This is a genomic window from Mycolicibacterium llatzerense (assembly GCF_025331195.1).
In the GTDB taxonomy this organism is placed as follows: domain Bacteria; phylum Actinomycetota; class Actinomycetes; order Mycobacteriales; family Mycobacteriaceae; genus Mycobacterium; species Mycobacterium llatzerense.
The window spans coordinates 63,627-85,553 of the sequence record NZ_LXOV01000016.1; the positions used below are offsets into that span (position 1 = coordinate 63,627).

Sequence of the window (21,927 nt, forward strand, 5' to 3'; positions counted from 1 at the left end):
CATGGTGCGAACCCGGGCTCCCAGGACGCACGAGCACGTCGTCGCCGTCGCGGAAGAGTTCGCGGCAGCGGTGAAACCCGGTGCAGTAGAACGTGACCGGGTCGGCGCTGTGCCCCGCGCGGAAGTCGCGGAGTTCGAGGACCTGGGCCTGCCGGCCATCACGGTGCCGGTCGACGATGGCGGAGACGGGCTGGGGCCTCGAACGCTGGCAGAGGTCATCAGGATCGTCGCGGCAGCCGATCCGGCCCTTGCCCAGACTCCGCAGGGTCATTACCTCGCCGTAGACATCCTGCGCCTCCTCGGCACGCCACTACAGCGAGCCCGAATCTTGCCCGCTGTCGTCGAAGGCGCACGCATCGCCCCGGTGCTCGCCGAGCGTGGTGGCCACCACGCCCAGGATCTCAAGACTCGCCTGATCAGCGACGGCACGCGCTGGCGCGTCGATGGCACCAAGTACTACTGCACCGGTGCCATCACGGCGCGCTGGCTGGCAGTCAGCGCGCTCGATCCCGACGGTCGTCTCGTGCTGGCGTTCGTCGAACGTGACGCATCCGGCGTGACCATCGACGAAGACTGGGCCGCCATGGGGCAGCGCTCGACCGTCAGTGGCACCACCACCTTGGATGGCGTCGCGATCGACAGCGACCTGGTGGTGCCCTATTGGTCGGCATTCGAGAAACCGCAATTGCTCGGCGCCCGCGCCCAGCTGGTCCACACCGCCATCGAAGCCGGTATCGCGGAGGGCGCCCTGGCCGATGCCGCCGAGTTCGTCCGCACCCGGAGCCGCCCGTTCTTCGAGGCGGTGCGTTACGGCGGCGCCAACGCCGCGAGCGACGATCCGCACATCCTGCTGCGATTCGGTCAACTCGCCACCCGGACCCGCGCGTCAACCCAGCTACTGCGTTGGGCCGCAGGCGAACTCGAAGACATAGGGCTCGACGTCGCCGATCCCGACGCTGCCGCGCACGGCTCGATCGCGGTCGCGCAGGCCAAGGCCTTCGCCAGCGAAGTGGCCGTCGACGTCGCCAGTCAACTCTTCGCTTTGACCGGCGCGAGCGGAACCGACCGCCGCCATGACCTTGACCGGCACTGGCGTAACGCGCGGACCCACAGCGTGCACGACCCCGTCGACTGGAAGTACCACCACATCGGCGCGTGGGAACTCTCCGGCGTGGCACCGCCGAATCACGGGCAGATCTGAGTGCACTTGCGATCCGGCGGATTCTGAATGTTCAGGCGCTGCCAGGTACCCGATAACGTCGTCACATGGCCGCGAATCTGGAAGAGGCACAAGTTGATTCGCCTCCGCTGAAATCGCAACCGTTCAAGCCGGCGCTGTTTGTCGCGGTGACGGCGGGACTTGGGTACGGCTTTGACTCCTACGCGGTGAACATCTACGGCTTGGTCCTGCCCGAGATCAAGAAGACCCTGCAGATCACCGAAGCGCAGGCCGGTTACATCGGGTCGATCTTCCTGGTCGGCTACACCATCGGGACCATCGGTTTCGGTATTGCCGCCGACCGGTGGGGACGCAAGGCCACCCTGGGCGCGTCGATCCTGCTCTACGGCATCACCACGGCATTGGCCGGCCTCACGACAAACCTGGCCGCCTTCACCGGTTTACGTTTCCTCACCGGTGTGGGCGGCGCCGGCGAGCTGGCGGTCGGCGCCCCCTACACCGCCGAGGTTTGGCCGACCAAGACGCGGGCAATCGGTGTGGGCGGGGTGATCTTCTCGCTGTTCTCGCTCGGCTATGTCCTCGCGGCGGCCGTCGCGCTGGTGCTGGTGCCGCGCTACGGCTGGCAATCGGCGTTCATCGTCGCCATCGTCCCGGCCATCATCTTGTTCCTTGTCCGCCAGGGCATCACCGAATCGCCGCGCTACACCGAGGTCAACGAGGCGCGGAAGCTGCACCGCATCCCGAGGACGAAACTGTGGCAGCTACCCGGTGTACGCCGGCGGCTGATCGTGGGCTGGCTGATCTACACGGCCAACGCGGTCGGCTACTGGGGTTCCACCCTGTTTCTGACGACGTACATCGTCAAGAGATTCCATGCGTCCACCACCGATGCAATTCGCTACGCCCTGGTGTTCTTCCTGCTGCAGGTCGTCTTCGTCTTCATCGGCACCGCGTTGGCCGACAGATTCGGGCGCCGTCCTTCCGCGATTCTCGGCGCCGTCATCGAGGCTGGTTCCGCGATCCTGGCGGCCACCTCGGATTCGCTGGCCGAATACCAGGTCTACGGAGCAATTTCCATCGCCACCCTCGGCTGGCTGTGGGGAGTCGGGGATGCGTACATTTCCGAGTTGTTCCCAACAGTGCTGCGTGGCACGGGATTTGGTGTCGCCGTCGGCGGCGGGCGCATCGCGTCGATCGCCGCGCCGACCGTCGTCGGCTGGGCCATCGGTCATTACGGCGTACAGACGCCCTATCTGGCGCTGTCGGCCATCTGGCTGCTGACCATCGTCGGCTATCTGTTCGGGCCCGAGACCAAGGGCAAGGAGCTCGACGACCTCGCCGACGAGGCTCTGGTGGCACGCGTCGGTTAGACAGCGCCGAATGGCCAGTTATTGCACGGGTTTTCGAGAAATGCGTGCCGCAACTGGCCAGTGGTCTAGGGCTGCTGGGCGAGCAACAGGTCGCGAATCGTCGAATGCGTGTGCCGCTGCCACATGGCCTGCACCGGTACCAGCAGCGGTGGCTGCAGGTCGACGACCGTCACCCTGCCGTCCATCACCGGCCCGACCGGATGCGTGACGAACGCCGCGGCGCCCGTCGTCAGCGGGGCGGCCACCGTCGCCGCGCCCTGGACGCGGCTGATCACGTAGTCCGGCTCGAAGCCGGCCCGTCGGCAGGCGCCGAGCAGCAGGTCGCTGTAGTAGGACGCGCCGGGCGGTGCCCAGAGCGCGATTCGTTCGTGGGCCAGGTCGGTGAGGTCGACGGCGTCGCGCTGCGCCAGCCGGTGCGAACTCAACACAGCCACGCGGACCGGGTGATAGCCCAGCACCGCGGTGGCGAGGTCGCGGTCCGGCACCACGCCGCGGCGCAGGGCGAGCTGGATCGATCCGTCGAGCAGCGCGGGGGACAGCTGATCCGGAAACATCTGGCGGAAGGTGAAGGACACGTCGTCGAGGGCGTCGATCACAGGCTCCAACAGCGCGTACGCCTCGGTGCTGTCGAGCGCTGGGGTATGCCCGACGACGTAGTTCTCCCGCGCGGCGCTGGCCGCCCGCTGCACGTGGTCGGTGACGGTCTGGGCGGCAGCGAGCAGAGTGCGCGCATCGCTGTGTAGTTGGCGGCCTGCGGGCGTCAGCGTGACCCGCCGGCCGTCGCGATCGAAAAGTGTTGCACCCAGCTCCTTTTCGAGTTGGCGGATGGAGCTGCTCAGGGCCTGCTGGCTGAGGTGCAGCTGATCCGCGGCGCGGGTGAAACCGCCGGCATCGGCGACCGCGAGGAAATGCTGCAGCCGGCGCAGATCGGGATACGGCCTGGTCATGCCGCCACCTTATCTACAACTATTGCTTGTGGATAGGTAGAAAAGATTCGTTTCTGTTTGTGGTTTGGCGTGGCTAGCGTGGGCGGCATGAGCAATCTCGAAGGCAAGTCAGCAGTCGTCGCCGCCGGCGCCAAGAACCTGGGCGGTCTGATCAGTACCACGCTCGGCGCGCGCGGCGTCAACGTCGCGGTGCACTACAACAGCGCCGCCACCGAGGCCGACGCCGACCAGACCGTCGCAGCGATCGAGGGCTCCGGTGCCAAGGCCATCAAGGTCCAGGGCGACCTCACCATCCCCGGCAACGTGGAGAGGCTGTTCGACGCGGCGGCCGAAGCGTTCGGCGGCGTCGACATCGCGGTCAACACCGTCGGTAAAGTGCTGCGCAAGCCGATCGTGGAAACGACTGAGGCCGAATACGATTCGATGTTCGACATCAACGCGAAAGCCGCGTACTTCTTCCTGCAGCAGGCCGGTCGCCGGCTGAATGACGGCGGATCGGTCATCACCATCGTGACGGCGCTGCTGGCGGCGTTCACCGACGGGTACAGCACCTACGCCGGCGCCAAGAGCCCTGTCGAGCACTTCACCCGCGCCGCGGCGAAAGAGTTTGCGGCGCGCGGGATCAACGTCAACAACGTCGGCCCCGGACCCATGGACACGCCCTTCTTCTACGGCCAGGAGACCCCGGAGCGTGTGGCGTTCCACAAGTCGCAGGCGATGGGCGGCCGGCTGACCCTCATCGAGGACATCGTGCCGCTGGTCGTCTTCCTCGCCGACGAAGGGCACTGGGTGACCGGCCAGACCATCTTCGCCAACGGTGGCTACACCACGCGGTAGGCGCGAAAGCTCAGCGGCGCCAGAACAAGTGGTGGATGACGCCGCTGGAACTGGGCACCACGTCGCAGTGGTACCGGTCGAGCAGCTCGTCGGGGGACTCCCAGAGTCGTGAGCCCTCGCCGAGCGTCACGGTGGGGGACACCACCACGTGCAGGGTGTCGATCAGGTCGGCGTCGAGGAACTCCCGCACCGTGGTGGCGCCGCCGCCGATGCGAATGTCTTTGCCCTGCGCTGCTTCTCGGGCGAGTTCCAGCACGTCGGCCGGCCCCGCGTCGACGAAGTGGAACGTGGTGTCCGACAAGGTGAATGACGGCCGTAGGTGGTGCGTCATCACGAACACCGGGGTGTGGAACGGCGGCTCGTCGCCCCACCAGCCCTGCCAGTCGAGGTTGGCCGGTCCGCGGTAGGGGCTGAACTTGTTGGCGCCCATGATCTCTGCGCCGATGTTGTGGTGGAAGTCGCGGACGAGGAAGTCGTCCAGGCCGCGCGTGCCGCCCGGCTCGGTGCGGTTGGGCCAGTTGGCAGTCGCGCCGGCCCAGGCGAACATCACGCCCGGATCGGCGTGGCCGAAGGGCCGCTCGAAGCTCTGCCCGACACCGGCGCCGAAGCCGTCCGCCGAGACGTTGAAGTTCTGCACTTTCACCAGTTGCGTCATGGTTGTACAGACTCCCATCGCCGGCAGAACTCATCGCCCATCAACGGCGAATGGCCAGTTATCGCACGAAATTCTGAAGAATACGTGCAATAACTGGCCACTCGGCGCCGGGAAAACCCCTAGAGCGCGATGTTCTTGTGGCGACCGCGACGGGCCGGGGCCTCGGCGAGGGCCTGGGTGATCTTCGACCGGGTGTGGGCCGGATCGATCTTCTCGTCGACCACGCCGATCTCGATGGCCGAGTCGACGCCACCGGCAATGCGCTCGTGCTCGAGGGCCAGCTCTTCGTGCAGCGCCTCGCGCTCGGCGGCGTCCTCGACAGCGGCGAGCTTGCGCTTGTGCAGGATGCCGACGGCAGCCTTGGCGCCCATGACGGCGACCTCGGCGTCCGGCCAGGCGAACACCTTCGACGCACCGAGCGACCGCGAGTTCATGGCGATGTACGCGCCGCCGTAGATCTTGCGGGTCACCAGCGTGACGCGGGGGACCTCGGCCTCACCGAACGCGTGCAGCAGCTTCGCGCCGCGGCGCACCACGCCGCCCCACTCCTGGTCCACACCGGGCAGGTAGCCGGGGACGTCGACCAGGACGACCAGCGGGATGCCGAAGGCGTCGCACAGGCGCACGAAACGTGCGGCCTTCTCGGCGCTTTCGGAGTTCAGGCAGCCGCCCAGGCGCAGCGGGTTGTTGGCGATGACGCCGACGGAGCGGCCGGCGAGGCGGCCAAGGCCGACCACGATGGACGGCGCCCACTTGGACTGGAACTCTTCGAACGGCACGCCCTCGTCGAGCAGGGCCTCGACGATCGGGTGCACGTCGTAGGCGCGCCGGGCCGACTCGGGCATGAGGGCGCGGATGTCGGTGTCGCCGGCCTCGGCCTTGTTGCGGTCGAAGTGGCCCTGCTGGCTGAACAAGCCGACCAGGCGCTGGCCGCGCGCGTAGCAGTCGAGTTCGTCGTCGGCGACGATGTGGCACACGCCGGACTTCTTGTGGTGGGTATCGGGTCCACCGAGGGAGACCATGTCGACGTCCTCACCGGTGACGCTGCGGACGACGTCCGGGCCGGTGACGAAGACGCGGCCCTCCGGGGCCATGACGATGACGTCGGTCAGCGCGGGGCCGTAGGCGGCACCACCGGCGGCGAAGCCGACGACCAGCGAGATCTGGGGGATGTAGCCCGAGGCCCGGATCATGGCCTCGAAGACCTGGCCGACCGCGTGCAGCGCACGCACACCCTCGGCCAGGCGGGCGCCACCGGAGTGCCAGATGCCCACGATGGGGGCCTGCTCGTCGATGGCGGTGTCGTAGGCGCGAACGATGTGCGCACAGCCGTCGACGCCCATGGCGCCACCCATGACGGTGCCGTCGGTGGCGAACGCGATGGTGTGCACGCCGTTGACGGTGCCGGAGGCGGCCAGGACGCCCGACTTGTCGCGCTCGTGCAGCGGCTTGACGCTGCCGGCGTCGAAGAACGTCGACAGGCGCAGCAGTGGGTCACGAGGATCAAGTGATTCGGCGGCCGTCGCCTCAGGTGCCAGGGTCGTCATTTTCTAATCTCCTTGATCTCGCGGACTGTGCTTGGCGCTCAGTACCGGCCGAAGGTGAGTGCGACGTTGTGTCCGCCGAACCCAAACGAATTGTTGATTGCGTACTTGTAGTCGCCCAACCGCGGAGCCTTGGAGACCACATCCAGATCGATCTCCGGATCCAGGTTCTCCAAGTTCAGTGTGGGGGGAACCACGCCATCGCGCAGCGCCATCACGGTGAGGATGGACTCCACCGCGCCAACCGCGCCGACCGAGTGGCCCAGCGCGGACTTGGGGGCGTACACCGCGGGCTTGTGGCCCTTCATGGCGTTGTTGATGGCCACGCCCTCGGCAACGTCACCGACGCTGGTGCCGGTCGCATGTGCGTTGATGTGGTCGATATCCGTCGGCTGCAGACCCGCGAGCTGGATGGACCGGCTCATGGCGTGTCCGGCCTGTTCGCCGTTGGGGTCCGGCGCCACGATGTGGAAGCCGTCCGAGGTCACGCTGGCACCCATCAGGCGCGCCAGGATGTTGGCGCCGCGGGCCTTGGCGTGCTCCTCGGTCTCGATGACCATGAGGGCACCGCCTTCGCCGAACACGAAACCGTTGCGGTCCCGGTCGAACGGCCGACAGGCGCCGGTCGGGTTGTCATTGGAGGTGGACAGCACGATGCGCATCTGAGCGAAGCCTGCGATCGGCACTGCCTCGATCTTGGTTTCCACACCACCGCAGATGGCGATATCGGCCTCACCGAGGACGATGTTGCGCCAGGCGTTGGCGATGGCCTCCGAGCCGGAGGCGCATGCCGAGATCAGGGTGCTGACGCCGGCCTTGGCCTTGCGATCGAGCCCGACCGCGGCGGCCGAGCCGTTCGGCATGAACATCTGCACGACCAGCGGGGACACCCCGCGCAGGCCTTTCGACCGCATGTTGTCGTAGGCGAACACCAGCTCTTCGGCCGAACCGATGCCGGTGCCGATCGACACCATCAGGCGCCGGGTGTCGACATCGGGCGCGCCGGCGTTTTCCCACGCACGGCGGCCGATGACCGTCGACATTTTTTGTAGATACGACAGCCGACGCAGCTCGACGCGCGTCAGCTCACTCTCGAAGTCCTCGTGGAGGTGACCGCCGATGCGGACAGGCAGGTCGTACTCCTCGATGAACGGGTCATCGAGGAGGCGGATCCCGCTCTCTCCTGCGAGCAGCTTCTGCCAGGTGGTTTCTGCGTCGGTCGCCAACGCGGTCGTCATGGCAAAGCCAGTGACGACCACGTTGGGCAGTCCGTTCCCCGTCGAGAGTGGAGACATCTACGTGCGACTTTCCTCTTTAACCTCAGTACTTACCGAAAGCGAGTGCCACATTGTGGCCACCGAAACCGAACGAGTTGTTGATGGCGTACTTGAAGTCGCCATAACGAGGCTCGCCCGCAACCACATCGAGATCGATGTCGGGATCCGGCGTCTCGTAGTTCAGCGTCGGGGGGATGACCCCGTCGCGCAGTGCGAGCACTGTCAACACCGACTCGAGCGCACCGACCGCACCGATGGAGTGGCCGAGCGCCGACTTGGGTGCGTACACCGCGGCGTTCTGACATCCGGCGACCCGGATGGCATTGGCCTCGGCAGTGTCACCGATCGGAGTCGCCGTGCCGTGGGCATTGACGTGGTCAATGTCCTTGGCGTCCAGCCCTGCGGTCTCCAGTGCACGCTTCATCGCGGCACCGGCCCGCAGGCCGTTGTCTGCCGGGGCCACCATGTGGAACGCGTCCGAGGTGATACCGGCACCCATCAGCCGGGCCAGCGGCTTGGCGCCACGGGCCAGGGCGTGCTCTTCGGTCTCGATGATCATCAACGCGCCGGCCTCGCCGAACACGAAGCCGTCCCGGTCCTTGTCGAACGGGCGGGATGCGCGCTCGGGCTCGTCGTTACGCGTCGACATGGCGCGCATCATCGAGAACGCCGCGATCGGCAGCGCTTCGATGGTGCCCTCCACACCGCCGACGACGGCGAAGTCCGCGTCGCCCATCACGACCTGACGCCAGCCGTGGGCGATGGCCTCAGAACCCGACGAGCACGCAGACACTGGGGTGATGACCCCGGCGCGGGCGCCGAGCTCAAGACCGGCGACCGCAGCCGCGCCGTTGGGCATGATCATCTGAACGGCGAGCGGGCTGACCTTGCGGATGCCGCCCTCGTTCATCGCGTCGTAGGTTTCGACGATCTTCTCGCCACCACCGAGACCGGTGCCGATCACGACCGAGAAACGATCGGGATCGACCTCGGGCGCGCCGGCGTTCTGCCAGAGCCGCCGGGCCAGCACGAGCGACAAGCGCTGCACATAGGAATTGCGGCGCAGTTCGACACGAGTCAGCTGGCTCTCGATGTCATCGACCAGGTGGCCACCGATACGCACCGGAAGGTCCCACTTGGTGACGAAGTCGTCGGTCAACTCACGGATGCCGCTTTCGCCTGCCAGGAGGCCCTTCCACGTGCTCTCGATGTCAGCAGCGAGCGCCGTGGTTGCCTCCACGGCGGTCACCACTACGTTCGGGAAGCCTCCGTTAGCAGTGGAAGGCCTGGTCACTTCGTGAACTTATCGCGCAGCGCGGCAGCAGCCTCGGGGTTCTCTTCCTCGAGCTTCTGGATGTAGGCGACGACGTCACCGACGGTGCGCAGGCCAGCCAGATCCTCGTCCGGGATCTTCACGCCGTACTTGTCCTCGGTCTGAACGGCGATCTCAACCATCGACAGCGAGTCGATGTCCAGGTCGTCGACGAAGGACTTCTCCGGGGTGACCTCAGACGGCTCGATACCGGTGACCTCTTCGATGATCTCGGCGAGGCCGGCGATGATTTCTTCTTGGTTGGCAGCCACGATGGCTCCTTCTTTTTGTTGTGTCGGCACACCGGATTTGGTGTGCCGGGTTGGTTGTTTCGGCAAACAGCCCTGTCAGAACTCGGTGAGTCCGTCCAGGTCTGCGGGTGTCTTGATGGCGAAGGTGGGCACGCCCTTGACTTCGCGCTTGGCGATCCCGGTGAGGGTGCCGGCCGGCGGGAATTCGATGATGCCGGTGATTTCCTGGCCGTCGAAGCGCTCGCGCAGCGTGGCCGAGCACAGGTCCCAGCGGACCGGACGGGTCATCTGGGCGACCAGCTTGGTCATGGCGTCCGCGGCGTCGGCGACCGGCTGGCCGTCGGCGTTGGACAGCAGGGTGGTGGTCGGCTCGCTGGGGCTCACGGTCGCCGCGGCAGCCGCGTACGGCTCCTGCGCCGAGCCCATGAAGTGCGTGTGGAAGGCGCCGGCGGTGGCGAGCACCCGGACCCGGGCCTTTGCCGGCGGGTCCTCGGCCAGCTTCTCCAGCGCCGCGACGGCACCGGCGGCGACGATCTGCCCAGCCGCGTTGCGGTTGGCCGGGACCAGTTCCAGGGCTTCGAGACGGGCCAGTACCTCGGCCTCGTCGCCACCGAGCACCGCGGCCATACCGGTGGGCTCCAGTGCGCAGGCCTTGGCCATCTCCGCGCCGCGGGTGGCCGCGAGCTTGATGGCCTCGTCGGCGGAGATGACGCCGGCGATGGCGTAGGCGGCGATCTCGCCGACAGAGTGGCCGGCCACGATCGTGGTGGCGCCGGCCAGCAGGCCGCGCTTGGTCAGTTCTTCGTGTGCGAGCAGCGTGGCCGCGACGACCAGGGGCTGGGTCACCGCGGTGTCGGTGATCTCCTCGGCGGTCGCCGTGGTGCCCAGCTGGGCCAGATCCAGGCCGCTGATCTCCGACCAGGTGGCCAGACGGTCTGCGGCGCCGGGCAGCTCCAACCAAGCGGTGAGCATGCCGGGCGTCTGAGATCCCTGCCCGGGGGCAAGCAGCGCAAGCACAGGTGTTTGAGGCACGGATTAAGAAAACACTGTGAAGGGGGTTTTATGCCGTGTAAGAGATTATGAACCTCGTCTTAAAGTTTTGTGGAATGTCTACAAAAACGCACGTTATGCAACGTTGGCGAGACCTCGCTGCGATGTGGATCACCCCTCGGAGTCGCTTATTACCGCCCAGTAGGCCACGTCCGGGTGCTCTGATCAGGCGATTTGTGGGTTGTTTTGGGGTGTCTGACGGCTCAATCGACCCACTGTGGACGCCACACGGAGCACATACGCATCCCTGGGCACCATGGGATCGCGGCCGGTGAAGTCCGCGATTCGGCGCAACCGGTACCGGACGGTGTTTGGATGAACGAACAATTTGCGGGCACACGCTTCTATGGCGCCGCCCGCGTCGAGGTACGCGTCGAGCGTCTCCGTCAGCGCCGGACCCGCGTCTGCCAACGGCCGGACCACCTCGAGTTCCAGGGCCGCCATGGCCAAACGGTCGCCCAATAGCGCCCGTTCGGGCAGCAGTTCACGGGCCGGCACCGGGCGGGGCGCGCCCGTCCACCCACCTACCGCGTTCATCCCGGCGATGGCCTCCGTGGCGCTGTAATGCGCCGCCGCCAGCGTGGCTGCCGTCGGCCCGATCACCACCGGGGCGTCGGCGAACACGGCCATCAGCTCACCCAGGAACCGGTCGGTGGGGGAGAGCTGCCCGGACACGATGGCCACCAGCCAGGTGCCGTGTACGTCAGACAGTGCGACGCGGCCGTGGCGGGTGACGACGTCGTGCACGTCCTCGCTGGCCAGATCGGCCCGGTCGGGCCGGGGGAAACCCACCACGACGGTCGCGGGCGCGGTGGCGTCCCAGTTCAGCGCCGCGGCCTGGGATTGCAGTCCGGGGCCGACGTCGCCGCGCACGACAGCGTCCACGACATTGGCTTCCATTCGGGTGTCCCAGGCGCCGCGGGCCTCGGCCTGGTCGGCATAGGCGCTGGCGGCCGCGAAGGCCAGGTCGCGGCTGTACCGCAGAATGCCGGCGGTCAGCGCGGTCAGTTGCTCCTCGGTGCGGGCCAACAGCGGCACCACTTCCTCGAAGAACTCCATGGTGGTCCGCACCATCTCCACCGACTGCCGCAGCGCGATCCGGCGCCGTAGGTCCTGGGGCACCACCTCGAAAGCCTCAGCGGTGTAGCTGACGTCGCTGTTCGGATCGCGCATCCACTCCACGAAGTTGACCACCGCGGTCTGCACCACCAGATGCACGCTGGCGCGCTGGGAGGCCTCCAACTCGGCGAAGAATGGCAGCCGCTCTTCGAGGGCATGTACTGCCTGGGTCGCCAACGTGCCGGAGTACTGCTTGAGGCGACGCAGCACCGTCTCCGGCACGTTCTCGAGCACTTCGAGCGTCGACTTGGGCGGAACGAACCGATTGCCGGCCGTGTTGTCGGGCATAGCTAAAAGCTACGCCTGATTTCTAGAGATTACTGCCAACTGGAGACGCCGAGATGACGGTTTCTGACGTATATCGGGCGATTTTCGTCAGAAAGCGTCATCTCGGCGCACGTGTTGCTACGCGCTGCCGGTGTCCGCGTACGACACCTCGGCCGCGGAGACGTCATCGATCCGGTACTGCTTGGCGGCAGCGACGGCCACCGACGGATCGATCTCGCCGTCGCGGGCGAGCGCCTCCAGTACCGCGACCACCACCGACTCGGCGTCGGTGTTGAAGTAACGACGGGCCGCCGGACGGGTGTCGGAGAAGCCGAAACCGTCAGTGCCGAGGGTGACGTAGGTGTTCGGCACCCACGGACGGATCTGCTCGGGCACCGCGCGCATCCAGTCCGACACCGCGACCACGGGGCCCGCGGTGTTCGCGAGCTTGGCGGTCACGTACGGCACCGGCGCCTGCTGGTCCGGGTGCCGCAGCGCGTGCCGGTCGATGGACACGCCGTCGCGGTTCAGCTCGCCCCAGCTGGTCACCGACCACACGTCGGCCGCCACATCCCAGTTGGCGGACAGCATGTCCGCGGCGCGCAGCGCCTCGGGCATCGAGACACCGGACGCCAGGATCTGCGCCTTGCTCGAGCGCTTCTCCGGCGCGGCGCGGAACCGGTACATGCCGCGCAGGACGCCCTCGGGATCGAAGTTCTCGGGCTCGGCCGGCTGCTGGTACGGCTCGTTGTAGATGGTGATGTAGAAGTAGACGTTCTCCGAGTTCTCGCCGTACATGCGCTCGAGACCGTTCTCGATGATGTACGCGATCTCGTACGCGAACGCCGGGTCGTACGCCACTACCGCGGGGTTGGTCGAAGCCAGCAGCAGCGAATGTCCGTCCGCGTGCTGCAGGCCCTCGCCGGTGAGCGTGGTGCGCCCGGCGGTGGCACCCAGCACGAAGCCGCGGCCCATCTGGTCGGCCGCCGCCCAGAACCCGTCGCCGGTGCGCTGGAACCCGAACATCGAATAGAAGATGTAGATCGGGATCATCGGCAGGTCGTGCGTGGCGTACGACGTCGATACGGCGGTGAACGACGCCGTCGACCCGGCCTCGTTGATGCCCTCGTGCAGGATCTGGCCGATCTCACTTTCCTTGTACGCCAACATCAAATCGGCGTCCACGGCGGTGTACAGCTGGCCGTTGCGGTTGTAGATCTTCAGGCTCGGGAACCACGAGTCCATGCCGAACGTGCGGGCCTCATCGGGGATGATCGGCACGATGCGCGGCCCGATGTTCTTGTCGCGCAACAGTTCTTTGAAGGTACGCACCGTCGCCATGGTGGTGGCCACGGCCTGGTTGCCCGAGCCCTTCTTGAGCGACTTGTACACCTCGCGGCTCGGCAGCGGCAGCGGCTTGGACTTGGTGCGCCGCTCCGGCAGGAAGCCGCCGAGCGTCCGGCGTCGGTCGAGCATGTAGCGGAGCTCCGGCGACTCGGACCCGGGGTGGTAGTACGGCGGCAGGTACGGGTTCTCTTCGAGCTGGGCGTCGGTGATCGGCACCCGCGTCGCGTCGCGGAACTTCTTGAGGTCGTCGAGCGCCAGCTTCTTCATCTGGTGCGTCGCGTTGCGGCCCTCGAAGTGGCTGCCCAGGGTGTAGCCCTTGATGGTCTTGGCCAGGATGACCGTCGGCTGCCCCTTGTGCTCCATGGCCGCGCGGTAGGCCGCGTACAGCTTGCGGTAGTCGTGGCCGCCGCGCTTGAGGTTCCAGATCTCCTGGTCGGTCATCGGGTCGACCAGCGCCTTGGTGCGGGGGTCGCGCCCGAAGAAGTGGTCGCGCACGTACGCGCCGTCGTTGGCCTTGTAGGTCTGGTAGTCACCGTCGGGCGTGACGTTCATCAGGTTGACCAGCGCGCCGTCCTTGTCGGCGTGCAGCAGGGCATCCCATTCGCGGCCCCACACCACCTTGATGACGTTCCAGCCGGCGCCGCGGAAGAACGACTCCAGCTCCTGGATGATCTTGCCGTTGCCGCGGACCGGGCCGTCGAGGCGCTGCAGGTTGCAGTTGACGACGAACGTCAGGTTGTCCAGCGCCTCGTTGGCGGCGACCTGGATCAGGCCGCGGCTCTCGGGCTCGTCCATCTCGCCGTCGCCGAGGAAGGCCCACACATGCTGGTCGCTGGTGTCCTTGAGTCCGCGGTCGTGCAGGTAGTGGTTGAAGCGCGCCTGGTAGATGGCGTTCATCGGCCCCAAACCCATTGACACCGTGGGGAATTCCCAGAAATCGGGCATCAGGCGGGGGTGCGGGTACGACGGCAGGCCGCCGCCGGGGTGGCTGTGCTCCTGCCGGAAACCGTCCAGCTGGTCGGTCGACAGGCGGCCCTCGAGGAAGGCGCGGGCGTAGATGCCGGGGGAGGCGTGGCCCTGGATGAAGATCTGGTCGCCGCCGCCGGGGTGGTTCTTGCCGCGGAAGAAGTGGTTGAAGCCGACCTCGTACAGCGACGCCGACGATGCGTACGTCGAAATGTGCCCGCCCACACCAACACCGGGGCGCTGCGCGCGGTGCACCATGATGGCGGCGTTCCAGCGGATCCAGCGGCGGAAGCGGCGCTCGACCTCTTCGTCACCGGGGAACCACGGCTCGAGATCGGTAGGGATGGTGTTGACGTAGTCGGTGGACGTCAGCGCGGGGATGGACACGCGCATCTCGCGCGAACGCTCCAGCAGCCGAAGCATCAGGTAGCGGGCACGCGCCGGCCCGGAACGGCCCAACAGGTCGTCGAACGATTCCAGCCATTCGGCGGTCTCGTCGGGGTCGATGTCGGGTAGGTATGACGCGACACCGTCACGAATCACCCGGACCCGGTCGGGTTCGGCTGAAGTACTGGAGTTTTGAGCCAGGTCTTGGCGCACGAACTCAGTGGTCAACTGCCACTCCTTGCTATTCGATTTTGGCGGTGCTTTTGGCACTGCCAATCGTCCACCTATCGTGCCGCAGGATAGGCGGCGGGGTGGGCTACCGGCGAGTACGCGTTGTGATGACGATGATTGGCGGAATCACCCTGTACGGTCAGCTGATGGTGACGAGCGCGGTAGGTGTCTCGCGGCTTCGCGCAGCCGCTCTGGCGTTCGGGGGCCTGGCGGTATCCGCCATGGTGATCGTCGGTTGCAGTAAGTCCGTAGAAGGCAGCTCCACGGTCGACCAGCCTGGCGCAGCGGCGTACCGAACTTCGGTGTCGTTGTCGGCAGCGGCGTCGGCCAGTTCGAGTTCGTCGAGTGCCTCGGTCGCGGCGACCCAGGCGGCGTGCCAGGTCTTCGTCGACACCGGTAAACCGGCGATGCAGGCGGTCAACGCCTACGTCGATGCCGAGAACGCCGGTGGCACCGATGCCGCCAAGTTGCAGGCCGCGGTTGACGCGCTGCACCACGCGGCCGACTCGGTGACCAAGAGTGCGACGACAGTGCAGTCGGACACTCTCAAAGCCGCGCTGGCCGGCTGGGCCGCAGCGGCCCAGACGCTGGCCACGGCGATCAGTACCAATGCGTCGACCTCTGATTTCAATGCGGCGGTCGACTCGTTCAATGAAGCCAAGTCGTCGACCGAGACGGCGTGCGGGTAAATCTCGCGCTTATCTCGGCGAACAAAGATGTGTCTTGCGTCGAATGAATCGTCGTCGCATGCGACTATTGGGTTCCACACACACAGACTGCATATCAGCAGGTAAGAGGAGGACACCGGTGGCCGCGGCGGACGCGCCGAACTACGCCCAGAGACTGGGCATTCAAAAAAATCAAATCGTCCAAGAGCTGGGCTGGGACGAGGACACCGACGACGACATCCGTCTCGACATCGAAGATGCGTGCGGTGCAGAGCTTCTCGACGAGGATTCCGACGAAGTCGTGGACGTCGTGCTGCTGTGGTGGCGCGATGACGACGGCGACCTGGTGGACCGTCTCATGGACGCCATCACCCCGCTGGCCGAGGACGGCGTGATCTGGGTGGTCACCCCGAAGACCGGCAAGAGTGGCCACGTCCAGCCTGCCGAGATCGCCGAGTCGGCGCCGACGGCGGGCCTGGTGGTCACCTCGTCGGCCAACCTCGGGGACTGGATCGCCAGTCGCCTGGTGCAGCCCAAGTCGAAGGCTGCGGGCCGGCACTAGTGCGGTTGGGTTTGCTCCCGCAGGTTTCCTGTGGCGCGAGCCTGACCGGGTGGCGGAATTTCGAACCCCATTTCGCCCTGTGGTCAGGCTCGCGACCGTGATCGACGTCGGGTCCGTCGCGCCGGACTTCACGCTGAAAGACCAGCACGGCCGTGCGACGACGTTGTCGGCGTTGCGCGGCCGGTCTGTGCTGTTGGTGTTCTTCCCGCTGGCGTTCACTCCGGTGTGTGCGGGGGAGCTCGGCGAGATCCAGGAGAACCTGGCCCGGTATCGGAATGACTCGGTGGCGACGCTGACCATCTCGGTCGGCCCGCCGGCCACCCACAAGGTCTGGGCCCGTGAATCGGGCTTCGAGTTCCCGATCCTGTCCGATTTCTGGCCGCACGGCGCGGTGTCCCAGCTCTACGGGGTGTTCAACGCCGATGCGGGCTATCCGGACCGTGGGACGTTCCTCGTGGATCGGGACGGCGTGGTGCGGTTCTCCGAGTGCACATCGCCGGGCGAGGCGCGCGACCAGTCGGTCTGGGTCGACGCCCTGGCCGCCCTTGACTGATTTTCCCTTGGCACGTCATCCCGTGTAGCGTGCCCGAGGCGGGGCGCGTAGCTCAGTGGTAGAGCTCTGGTTTTACACACCAGCGGTCGGCGGTTCGATACCGTCCGCGCCCACCAATAAAACGAGGATTCGTTGGACCGGCCATCGCAGCCGGCGGCTCTGTCGATAGTTCATCGGCCGGCTGTACAGCGGATTCGCGGCAATGGCACAGGGCTGTCAGGCCTTGGTCTCACGTTGGCCGGGCATCCTGACCTGCTGATGGACAGTGCACTGGAGAAATTGCGGGCCAGCTACGACGAGTCGCCGTATCCGCTGAATTCGTATCCGCAGTCGGCGCCGGGACAGCTCGCGGCCGTCGCCCACCTGTTTGGCTTGGACGCGCCGCCGGTCGCTGACGCCCGCGTGCTGGAGATCGGCAGCGCGGTCGGCGGAAACCTCATCCCATTCGCCGCGGAGCATCCGCGAGCGCACGTCGTGGGTGTCGATCTGTCGCCGGCGCAGACTGCCGCAGCCCGCCGCTACGTCGGTGCGGCCGGACTGGACAACGTCACGCTCCTTGCCGGTGACATCTCCGATATCGATGTCGCGGCGCTGGGGCCGTTCGATTACGTCGTCTGCCACGGTGTGTACAGCTGGGTTCCAGAAAATGTCAGAGCATCAATACTCGCCGTCATGCGCCGGGTGCTGTCGGCGGACGGAGTCGGGTATCTGAGCTACAACGTCTACCCGGCTTGGAAGTCGAAAGAGATCGTGCGCGAGGCGATGCTGCTGGCAGCGGCCGGCGCTGATACGCCGGCGGCCCGGGTGCAGGCGGCGCGCGGGGCGGCCGAATTCTTGGGGGAGGTCGCGCTTCCCGGCGGAGCCGCGGCGCGGGCAGTCGCAGAGCACCGCGCCACCGCCGCCGGACATGAGGACTACTGCCTGCTGCACGATGAGCTTGAATTGTTCAATACGCCTTGCTATTTCATCGACCTCGTGCGGCAGGCCGAGTCGCACGGCTTGGCCTATCTGGCCGAGGCCCAGCCGCAATACATGCTCGCCCGAAATTTCGGTGACGATCTGGCCGACCGGCTGGCGACCAGGTGCGGGGACGACCGGGTGCTGTTGCAGCACTACTTGGATCTGGCCATAAACCGGTCATTCCGCCAATCGCTGTTGGTGCCTCATGAGCGCATCGCAGACGTTCGAGACACGCTGGACCGTAAGCGTTTTGGCGCCCTGCACTTCGCCGCCTGGCTACCTCCCGTCGAAGGGGAGACGCGGCTCGACGGATCGGCGCAGGAGTACCGAGGGGAAGAAGGAACTCTGACGGTCGCAGATTCGGTGCACAAGGTGGCTCTTGATCTGCTCAACGTCAGTTGGCCGTGGACGGTATCGCGCGCCGAGCTGATCGAATCGGCCCAGGTATCGCTGCCGTTCTCGGGTGGCGCCGATCGGTTGGAATCCCGCATCGATGAACTGCTGGAGACGTTGATTGTGCAGGGCAAGGTGCGCTATCGGTTGGATCCGATACTGCCACAGCAGCATTCGATGCTCCGGCTGGTCAGCGCGGCGCGGATGTTGGCGGCGGCGACGCGTGATGACCCGGAGGCCTACAGCTTCACTGCCTGGCACGAGATGACGGCTTTGCCGCCGTTCGACCGCTATCTGTTGCCATTGCTGGATGGCACACGTAGCCGCGCAGAGCTGATCGAGACGATGCTCGGCTACGCTCGTCGTCATCTCATCGGGTTTCGCCGCGGCGGACGGGAACTGACCGATGGCACCGAACTGCGTGAGGTCGTCGGTGGGCAGATCGATGGGCTCCTTGGCCGCTATCCGGGCTTGCAGTTGACCGAGCTCCCCGAAATGGAGCAGCAGACCCCGGCGTGAGCTTTCGTTTGGCCTCAGTCGACCGGGCTCATGTCGTCGGCGCTCCACCGCACCGCCGTGACGGCGGGGGCCTTGATGACATCTGCCAGCGCGGCCTCGATGCGGTGGTCGTCGCGTTCATCGGCGATGACGGTGGCGGTGATGCGCACCCCCTCGTCATCGGGCAGGTCGACCGCGGAGATGGATCGCACCGTGAGGTTCGGGTGCGAAATCGCGTCGAAGATGAGGCTCCGGATGTGGAGTTCGGCGCTCGTGGCGCACCGCACCTCGAACCGGTATTCGGCAGAGGACTCTTCGGCGCCGGGCCGGCGGTGCCGGTCCAGCGTGCGTCCGACCGGTCGCAGGAAGATGTTGGCGGCGATGACCGCGCAACTTCCGATCACGGCGGGCACCATCAGTCCGCCGCCGGCCAGGGCCCCGATGGCGGCCGACGCCCATAGGGTGGCCGCGGTGTTGAGCCCGGAGATCGTCGCGCCTTGCTGCATGATCACGCCGGCACCGAGGAAGCCGATACCGGATGCGACCTGGGCGGCGACGCGGGTGGGGTCAGCGTGTTCCCCCGCGAAGGTGTAGCCGCCCATGATCACGAACAGCGTTGACCCGAGGCTGACCAGAGCGGCGGTGCGCAATCCGGCGTTGCGGGACCGCCATTGCCGCTCCAGCCCGATCGCCGCGCCGAGGCCCAGGCCGGCGCCGATCCGCAGCGCGATATCCAGTGTGTCGATCACCTTGTGCTCCTGTTGCTTTCGAGTTGATGCACGCGCTCTCAGCGCGCCCATCGGCTGCGACGGCAGTAGGGGCGGATGGTAGGGACAGACTGCGAACTCAAAGTGAACAGTGGCCGACTCGCAGTGAGACGCGGATACCGTTGATGCTCGGCCTCAGGCGGCGGCCTGCGACGTCGCGGCGGCCTTCGTGCTCTGGGTCTTCTTGCCGGACTTCGACTTCGGCTTCTTGGTGCTCGTCTTCTTCTCGGTCTTGCTGCCGGTGTCCGACGTGCCCGAATTGGCGTTCGAAGTGGTTCCGGCACCGGTGGCGTCCGGCTTGGTCCCGTTGTCAGCACCGGTGGTGTCCGGCTTGGTGGCGTCCTTGGTGTCTGTCGGGTCCTTGGTGTCCGTCGGGGTGGTCGCCGCGGGCTTGGCTGCTGTGGGCACGGGCTTGAGTGCAGGCTTGACCTTCGTCGCCGCAATCTTCGGTACTGCGGTGACCGCGACCCCGGACGCTGGGGTGGGTGTCACCGCCGCGATCGGCGCCGGTTGAGTGGCCAGCGCGTTGGCGATGGTCTGCTGCGCGAAGGCGATCCCGTCGACGATCTTGCCGGCGCCGGTGTTGAGCCCCTGGACGACGAGCTTGACGCCGTCGACGACGGCAGTGACGAGGTTGCCGATGTTGATGGGCAGCAGGGCGGCCACGACGTTTTGGGTGGCGATGATCGCCGAGGTCGCGAAAGCGTTGAAGCCGCCGAGCAGGCCGGTGCCGAGACCGATGAGTGCTACCGGGACTGCCTGCACCAACGCCTGGTCCACCGCCAGCGCGCGTTGGTCGCGCGCGATGATGGACACCAGGATCGGTCCGCCGATGACGGTCACTGCGCCGATCACTCCCGCTTCGACGGTGCCGAGCGCGCCGACGAAGTCTCGGGCCAGAATCTGCTGGGCGACGGTGGCCACGAGCCCCGGGATGGCGCTGATCGTTTGTCCGACGCCCTGGCCCGCTTTGGTCAGGCCGACGCCGACCGTCACGACGTCGGTGATCTGGTTGACCACCCACTGCTTGAACGCGGGGAACTGCAGGATGTCCGCGATGGTGGCGGTGAGCTGGACGTCCGGCATCTGCACGCTGTGGATCACCGGTGCAGGCAGAGCGGTCAACACCGGTGGTGGGGGTGCGGTGACGATGATGCCCGCGGCCATCACGGCGGCGGCGGTGGGCAGGCTCAAACGAGTTGTGAGTGTATGCATTTGAAAGCTCCTGACCGAGGGTGTGGAACTCAAGCAATATTGACGGTATCGACAAATTTGCCTCGGTGCTGAGCTATTTGCAATGTTTTTGGTGCGACGACTTCGGCTGCGACTAGTGCTGCGGGCGATGCCCATCGGGGTGGAAGCTCCCGGGCGCCATTTTCGGGGCTTCGGGATCGGACTCCAGGGTGCGGCGCAGGCGCTGGCCCAGCTCGTGGTTCTGCACCGGCTTACCGACGTGTGGCGAGAGTGCACGCGCAATGGCCTGGAGTACGGGCTCCCGGGGTGGGATCGGATAGAAGTGATCGCCGATGACCAGCCAACCGTTCCCGCCCGCGGCAGCGCCACCAATCAGCTTGCCGACCAGATCCGGCAGGTCGATGCCCCCGGGGAGGGTGTGCAATTGCGCGATCACCGACACCGTGTTGTTGAAGCGGTTGGTGACGTAGATCCGCGAGCCATTGGGCGAAACAGCAACGGCCCCTGCGTAATTACCGACGTTGACGGTATCGGTCACGGCCATGGTGGCGGTGTCGATCCGGCTCACATCGCCGGTCAGCTGGGTGGCGTAGAGCGCCGAGCCGTCGGGCGCGACAGCAATGTCGGTGAGCTCCTGGCCGAGCGGGAAGGTGACGCCGGTGGTGACCGCACCGGTGCCGACGTCGACCACGGTCACATTGCTCGTGGTCACCCCGAACTTGACTCCGCCCATCACATAGATGCGACTGTTGTCGGGGCTGACGACGAGCCCGCTGATCGGCTTGCCGAGGTCAACGGTTTTCACGATGCTGTGGCTAGCGGTGTCGATGGCCCAGATCAGGCCGCCGGTGTAGCCCGCGACGTAGAGCCGGGTGCCATTGGGGCTGACGGCCAGGTAGTACGCCTCGTCGACCTTGATGGTTCCGGTCACCGTGTTGGTGGCGGCGTCGATCAGCATGACCTTCGGGTCAGAAGTGCCATCGGTGTCGCCGCCCGAGGCGAGATAGACGGTGGAGCCGTCGGGGTGGACCGCCACCTGTCCGGACCAGCCGGACAGCACCACGGCCACAACGGATTTGGTGCTGACGTCCATCACCGACAGCCCACCGAGGTTGTTGCAGTACAGCCGAGTACCGTCCGGATGCACGACCAACTGCTGGGCGCCCTGCAATCCGACGCCGGGGCCGATGGCGTCGACCACGGCGTTGGAGGCCGTGGCGATCACGGAGACCGTCGAGCTACCGCTGTTCCCGACGTAGAGGCGATCGCCACCCGGACTCGGCACCGCCGATACGGGACCGCCGCTCTCGGGGATCGTTGCGATGACTGCGAGCATGGCGACGGCTCCTTCGGGCTACAGGGATTCGATGACCCGGGTTGCGGTGGGCAGGTCGACTCCGGCCTCATCGCGGTAAGCCTTGACGGCGGCAATCTTGTTGCCGGAGGCCAGCAGTTCGAGCACTCGGTCCGACACTTGTGATTGCGCCATCGACCGCACGTCGGGCACGGGGATCCCGGTCTGCGCGTAGAGATGTCGAACCAATTGCTCCAGCGCGCCGAGCCGCTCGTAGATATCGTTCGTCGTCACGTCG

20 protein-coding genes and 1 tRNA gene are annotated in these 21,927 nt (G+C 66.5%); 8 read left to right on the forward strand and 13 right to left on the reverse strand.

What is annotated here, in order from left to right; all coding sequences use genetic code 11:
• Position 1 precedes the first annotated feature (1 nt).
• Both A7G45_RS25085 and A7G45_RS25090 read left to right on the forward strand, forming a co-directional pair.
• A complete protein-coding gene (locus A7G45_RS25085; protein ID WP_260940989.1) occupies positions 2 to 1,201 on the forward strand; it encodes an acyl-CoA dehydrogenase family protein in 1,200 nt (399 codons plus the stop codon).
• A 65-nt stretch (positions 1,202 to 1,266) separates the two neighbouring features.
• Positions 1,267 to 2,550 carry an MFS transporter gene (locus tag A7G45_RS25090; RefSeq protein WP_260940992.1) on the forward strand — a complete coding sequence of 428 codons (1,284 nt, stop codon included), beginning with the start codon at positions 1,267 to 1,269 and terminating at the stop codon, positions 2,548 to 2,550.
• 65 nt (positions 2,551 to 2,615) lie between these two features.
• Here A7G45_RS25090 and A7G45_RS25095 read toward each other — a convergent pair whose 3' ends face one another.
• Complete coding sequence (locus A7G45_RS25095) at positions 2,616 to 3,497, reverse strand: LysR family transcriptional regulator (RefSeq protein ID WP_260940994.1); 882 nt, start codon at positions 3,495 to 3,497, stop codon at positions 2,616 to 2,618.
• An 87-nt stretch (positions 3,498 to 3,584) separates the two neighbouring features.
• Between A7G45_RS25095 and A7G45_RS25100 the strand changes: the two genes are divergently transcribed.
• Entirely contained in the window at positions 3,585 to 4,334 is a 750-nt protein-coding gene (locus A7G45_RS25100; RefSeq protein ID WP_260940996.1) for an SDR family oxidoreductase, read from the forward strand.
• A 10-nt stretch (positions 4,335 to 4,344) separates the two neighbouring features.
• On the opposite strand, the gene A7G45_RS25105 is transcribed toward A7G45_RS25100, so the two are convergent.
• The 8 genes from A7G45_RS25105 to aceE form a co-directional block, all read right to left on the reverse strand.
• Positions 4,345 to 4,989, reverse strand: a complete 645-nt coding sequence (locus A7G45_RS25105) for a dihydrofolate reductase family protein (RefSeq protein ID WP_260940998.1) — start codon at positions 4,987 to 4,989, stop codon at positions 4,345 to 4,347.
• A gap of 119 nt (positions 4,990 to 5,108) precedes the next feature.
• The gene (locus tag A7G45_RS25110) at positions 5,109 to 6,536 is read right to left on the reverse strand and encodes an acyl-CoA carboxylase subunit beta (protein WP_043400516.1); all 1,428 of its coding nucleotides are present in this window, start codon (positions 6,534 to 6,536) and stop codon (positions 5,109 to 5,111) included.
• Positions 6,537 to 6,574: 38 nt separating this feature from the next.
• Positions 6,575 to 7,828, reverse strand: coding sequence for a 3-oxoacyl-ACP synthase KasB (gene kasB, locus A7G45_RS25115; RefSeq protein ID WP_260941000.1), 1,254 nt, complete (start codon positions 7,826 to 7,828; stop codon positions 6,575 to 6,577).
• A 25-nt stretch (positions 7,829 to 7,853) separates the two neighbouring features.
• Positions 7,854 to 9,104: a 3-oxoacyl-ACP synthase KasA gene (gene kasA / locus A7G45_RS25120; RefSeq protein ID WP_260941001.1), complete on the reverse strand. Its 1,251-nt coding sequence runs from the start codon at positions 9,102 to 9,104 to the stop codon at positions 7,854 to 7,856.
• Complete coding sequence (gene acpM, locus A7G45_RS25125; protein ID WP_043400507.1) at positions 9,101 to 9,394, reverse strand: meromycolate extension acyl carrier protein AcpM; 294 nt, start codon at positions 9,392 to 9,394, stop codon at positions 9,101 to 9,103. Before acpM ends, kasA begins: the two co-directional genes overlap by 4 nt.
• A gap of 75 nt (positions 9,395 to 9,469) precedes the next feature.
• A complete protein-coding gene (locus tag A7G45_RS25130) occupies positions 9,470 to 10,390 on the reverse strand; it encodes an ACP S-malonyltransferase (protein WP_260941525.1) in 921 nt (306 codons plus the stop codon).
• A gap of 198 nt (positions 10,391 to 10,588) precedes the next feature.
• Positions 10,589 to 11,830: a PucR family transcriptional regulator gene (locus A7G45_RS25135; RefSeq protein ID WP_260941004.1), complete on the reverse strand. Its 1,242-nt coding sequence runs from the start codon at positions 11,828 to 11,830 to the stop codon at positions 10,589 to 10,591.
• Between the two features lie 117 nt (positions 11,831 to 11,947).
• Positions 11,948 to 14,737 carry a pyruvate dehydrogenase (acetyl-transferring), homodimeric type gene (gene aceE / locus A7G45_RS25140; RefSeq protein ID WP_260941006.1) on the reverse strand — a complete coding sequence of 930 codons (2,790 nt, stop codon included), beginning with the start codon at positions 14,735 to 14,737 and terminating at the stop codon, positions 11,948 to 11,950.
• A gap of 110 nt (positions 14,738 to 14,847) precedes the next feature.
• Here aceE and A7G45_RS25145 point away from each other — a divergent pair, with 110 nt between their 5' ends.
• The 5 genes from A7G45_RS25145 (at position 14,848) to A7G45_RS25165 (ending at position 18,395) form a co-directional block, all read left to right on the forward strand.
• Positions 14,848 to 15,429, forward strand: a complete 582-nt coding sequence (locus A7G45_RS25145) for an Rv2240c family protein (RefSeq protein ID WP_260941008.1) — start codon at positions 14,848 to 14,850, stop codon at positions 15,427 to 15,429.
• Positions 15,430 to 15,487: 58 nt separating this feature from the next.
• Entirely contained in the window at positions 15,488 to 15,970 is a 483-nt protein-coding gene (locus tag A7G45_RS25150) for a DUF3052 domain-containing protein (protein ID WP_043986520.1), read from the forward strand.
• A gap of 97 nt (positions 15,971 to 16,067) precedes the next feature.
• On the forward strand, positions 16,068 to 16,523 hold the full coding sequence (locus A7G45_RS25155; RefSeq protein ID WP_260941010.1) for a peroxiredoxin: 456 nt from the start codon (positions 16,068 to 16,070) through the stop codon (positions 16,521 to 16,523).
• Positions 16,524 to 16,564: 41 nt separating this feature from the next.
• Positions 16,565 to 16,639 (forward strand) — tRNA-Val (locus A7G45_RS25160).
• A 142-nt stretch (positions 16,640 to 16,781) separates the two neighbouring features.
• The gene (locus A7G45_RS25165; RefSeq protein WP_260941012.1) at positions 16,782 to 18,395 is read left to right on the forward strand and encodes a class I SAM-dependent methyltransferase; all 1,614 of its coding nucleotides are present in this window, start codon (positions 16,782 to 16,784) and stop codon (positions 18,393 to 18,395) included.
• Positions 18,396 to 18,409: 14 nt separating this feature from the next.
• On the opposite strand, the gene A7G45_RS25170 is transcribed toward A7G45_RS25165, so the two are convergent.
• The 4 genes from A7G45_RS25170 to A7G45_RS25185 form a co-directional block, all read right to left on the reverse strand.
• Positions 18,410 to 19,120: an MgtC/SapB family protein gene (locus A7G45_RS25170; protein ID WP_043400659.1), complete on the reverse strand. Its 711-nt coding sequence runs from the start codon at positions 19,118 to 19,120 to the stop codon at positions 18,410 to 18,412.
• Between the two features lie 156 nt (positions 19,121 to 19,276).
• Complete coding sequence (locus A7G45_RS25175; RefSeq protein ID WP_260941014.1) at positions 19,277 to 20,356, reverse strand: hypothetical protein; 1,080 nt, start codon at positions 20,354 to 20,356, stop codon at positions 19,277 to 19,279.
• 112 nt (positions 20,357 to 20,468) lie between these two features.
• Positions 20,469 to 21,671: a beta-propeller fold lactonase family protein gene (locus tag A7G45_RS25180; RefSeq protein ID WP_260941016.1), complete on the reverse strand. Its 1,203-nt coding sequence runs from the start codon at positions 21,669 to 21,671 to the stop codon at positions 20,469 to 20,471.
• An 18-nt stretch (positions 21,672 to 21,689) separates the two neighbouring features.
• Complete coding sequence (locus tag A7G45_RS25185; protein WP_043986517.1) at positions 21,690 to 21,923, reverse strand: hypothetical protein; 234 nt, start codon at positions 21,921 to 21,923, stop codon at positions 21,690 to 21,692.
• Positions 21,924 to 21,927 lie beyond the last annotated feature (4 nt).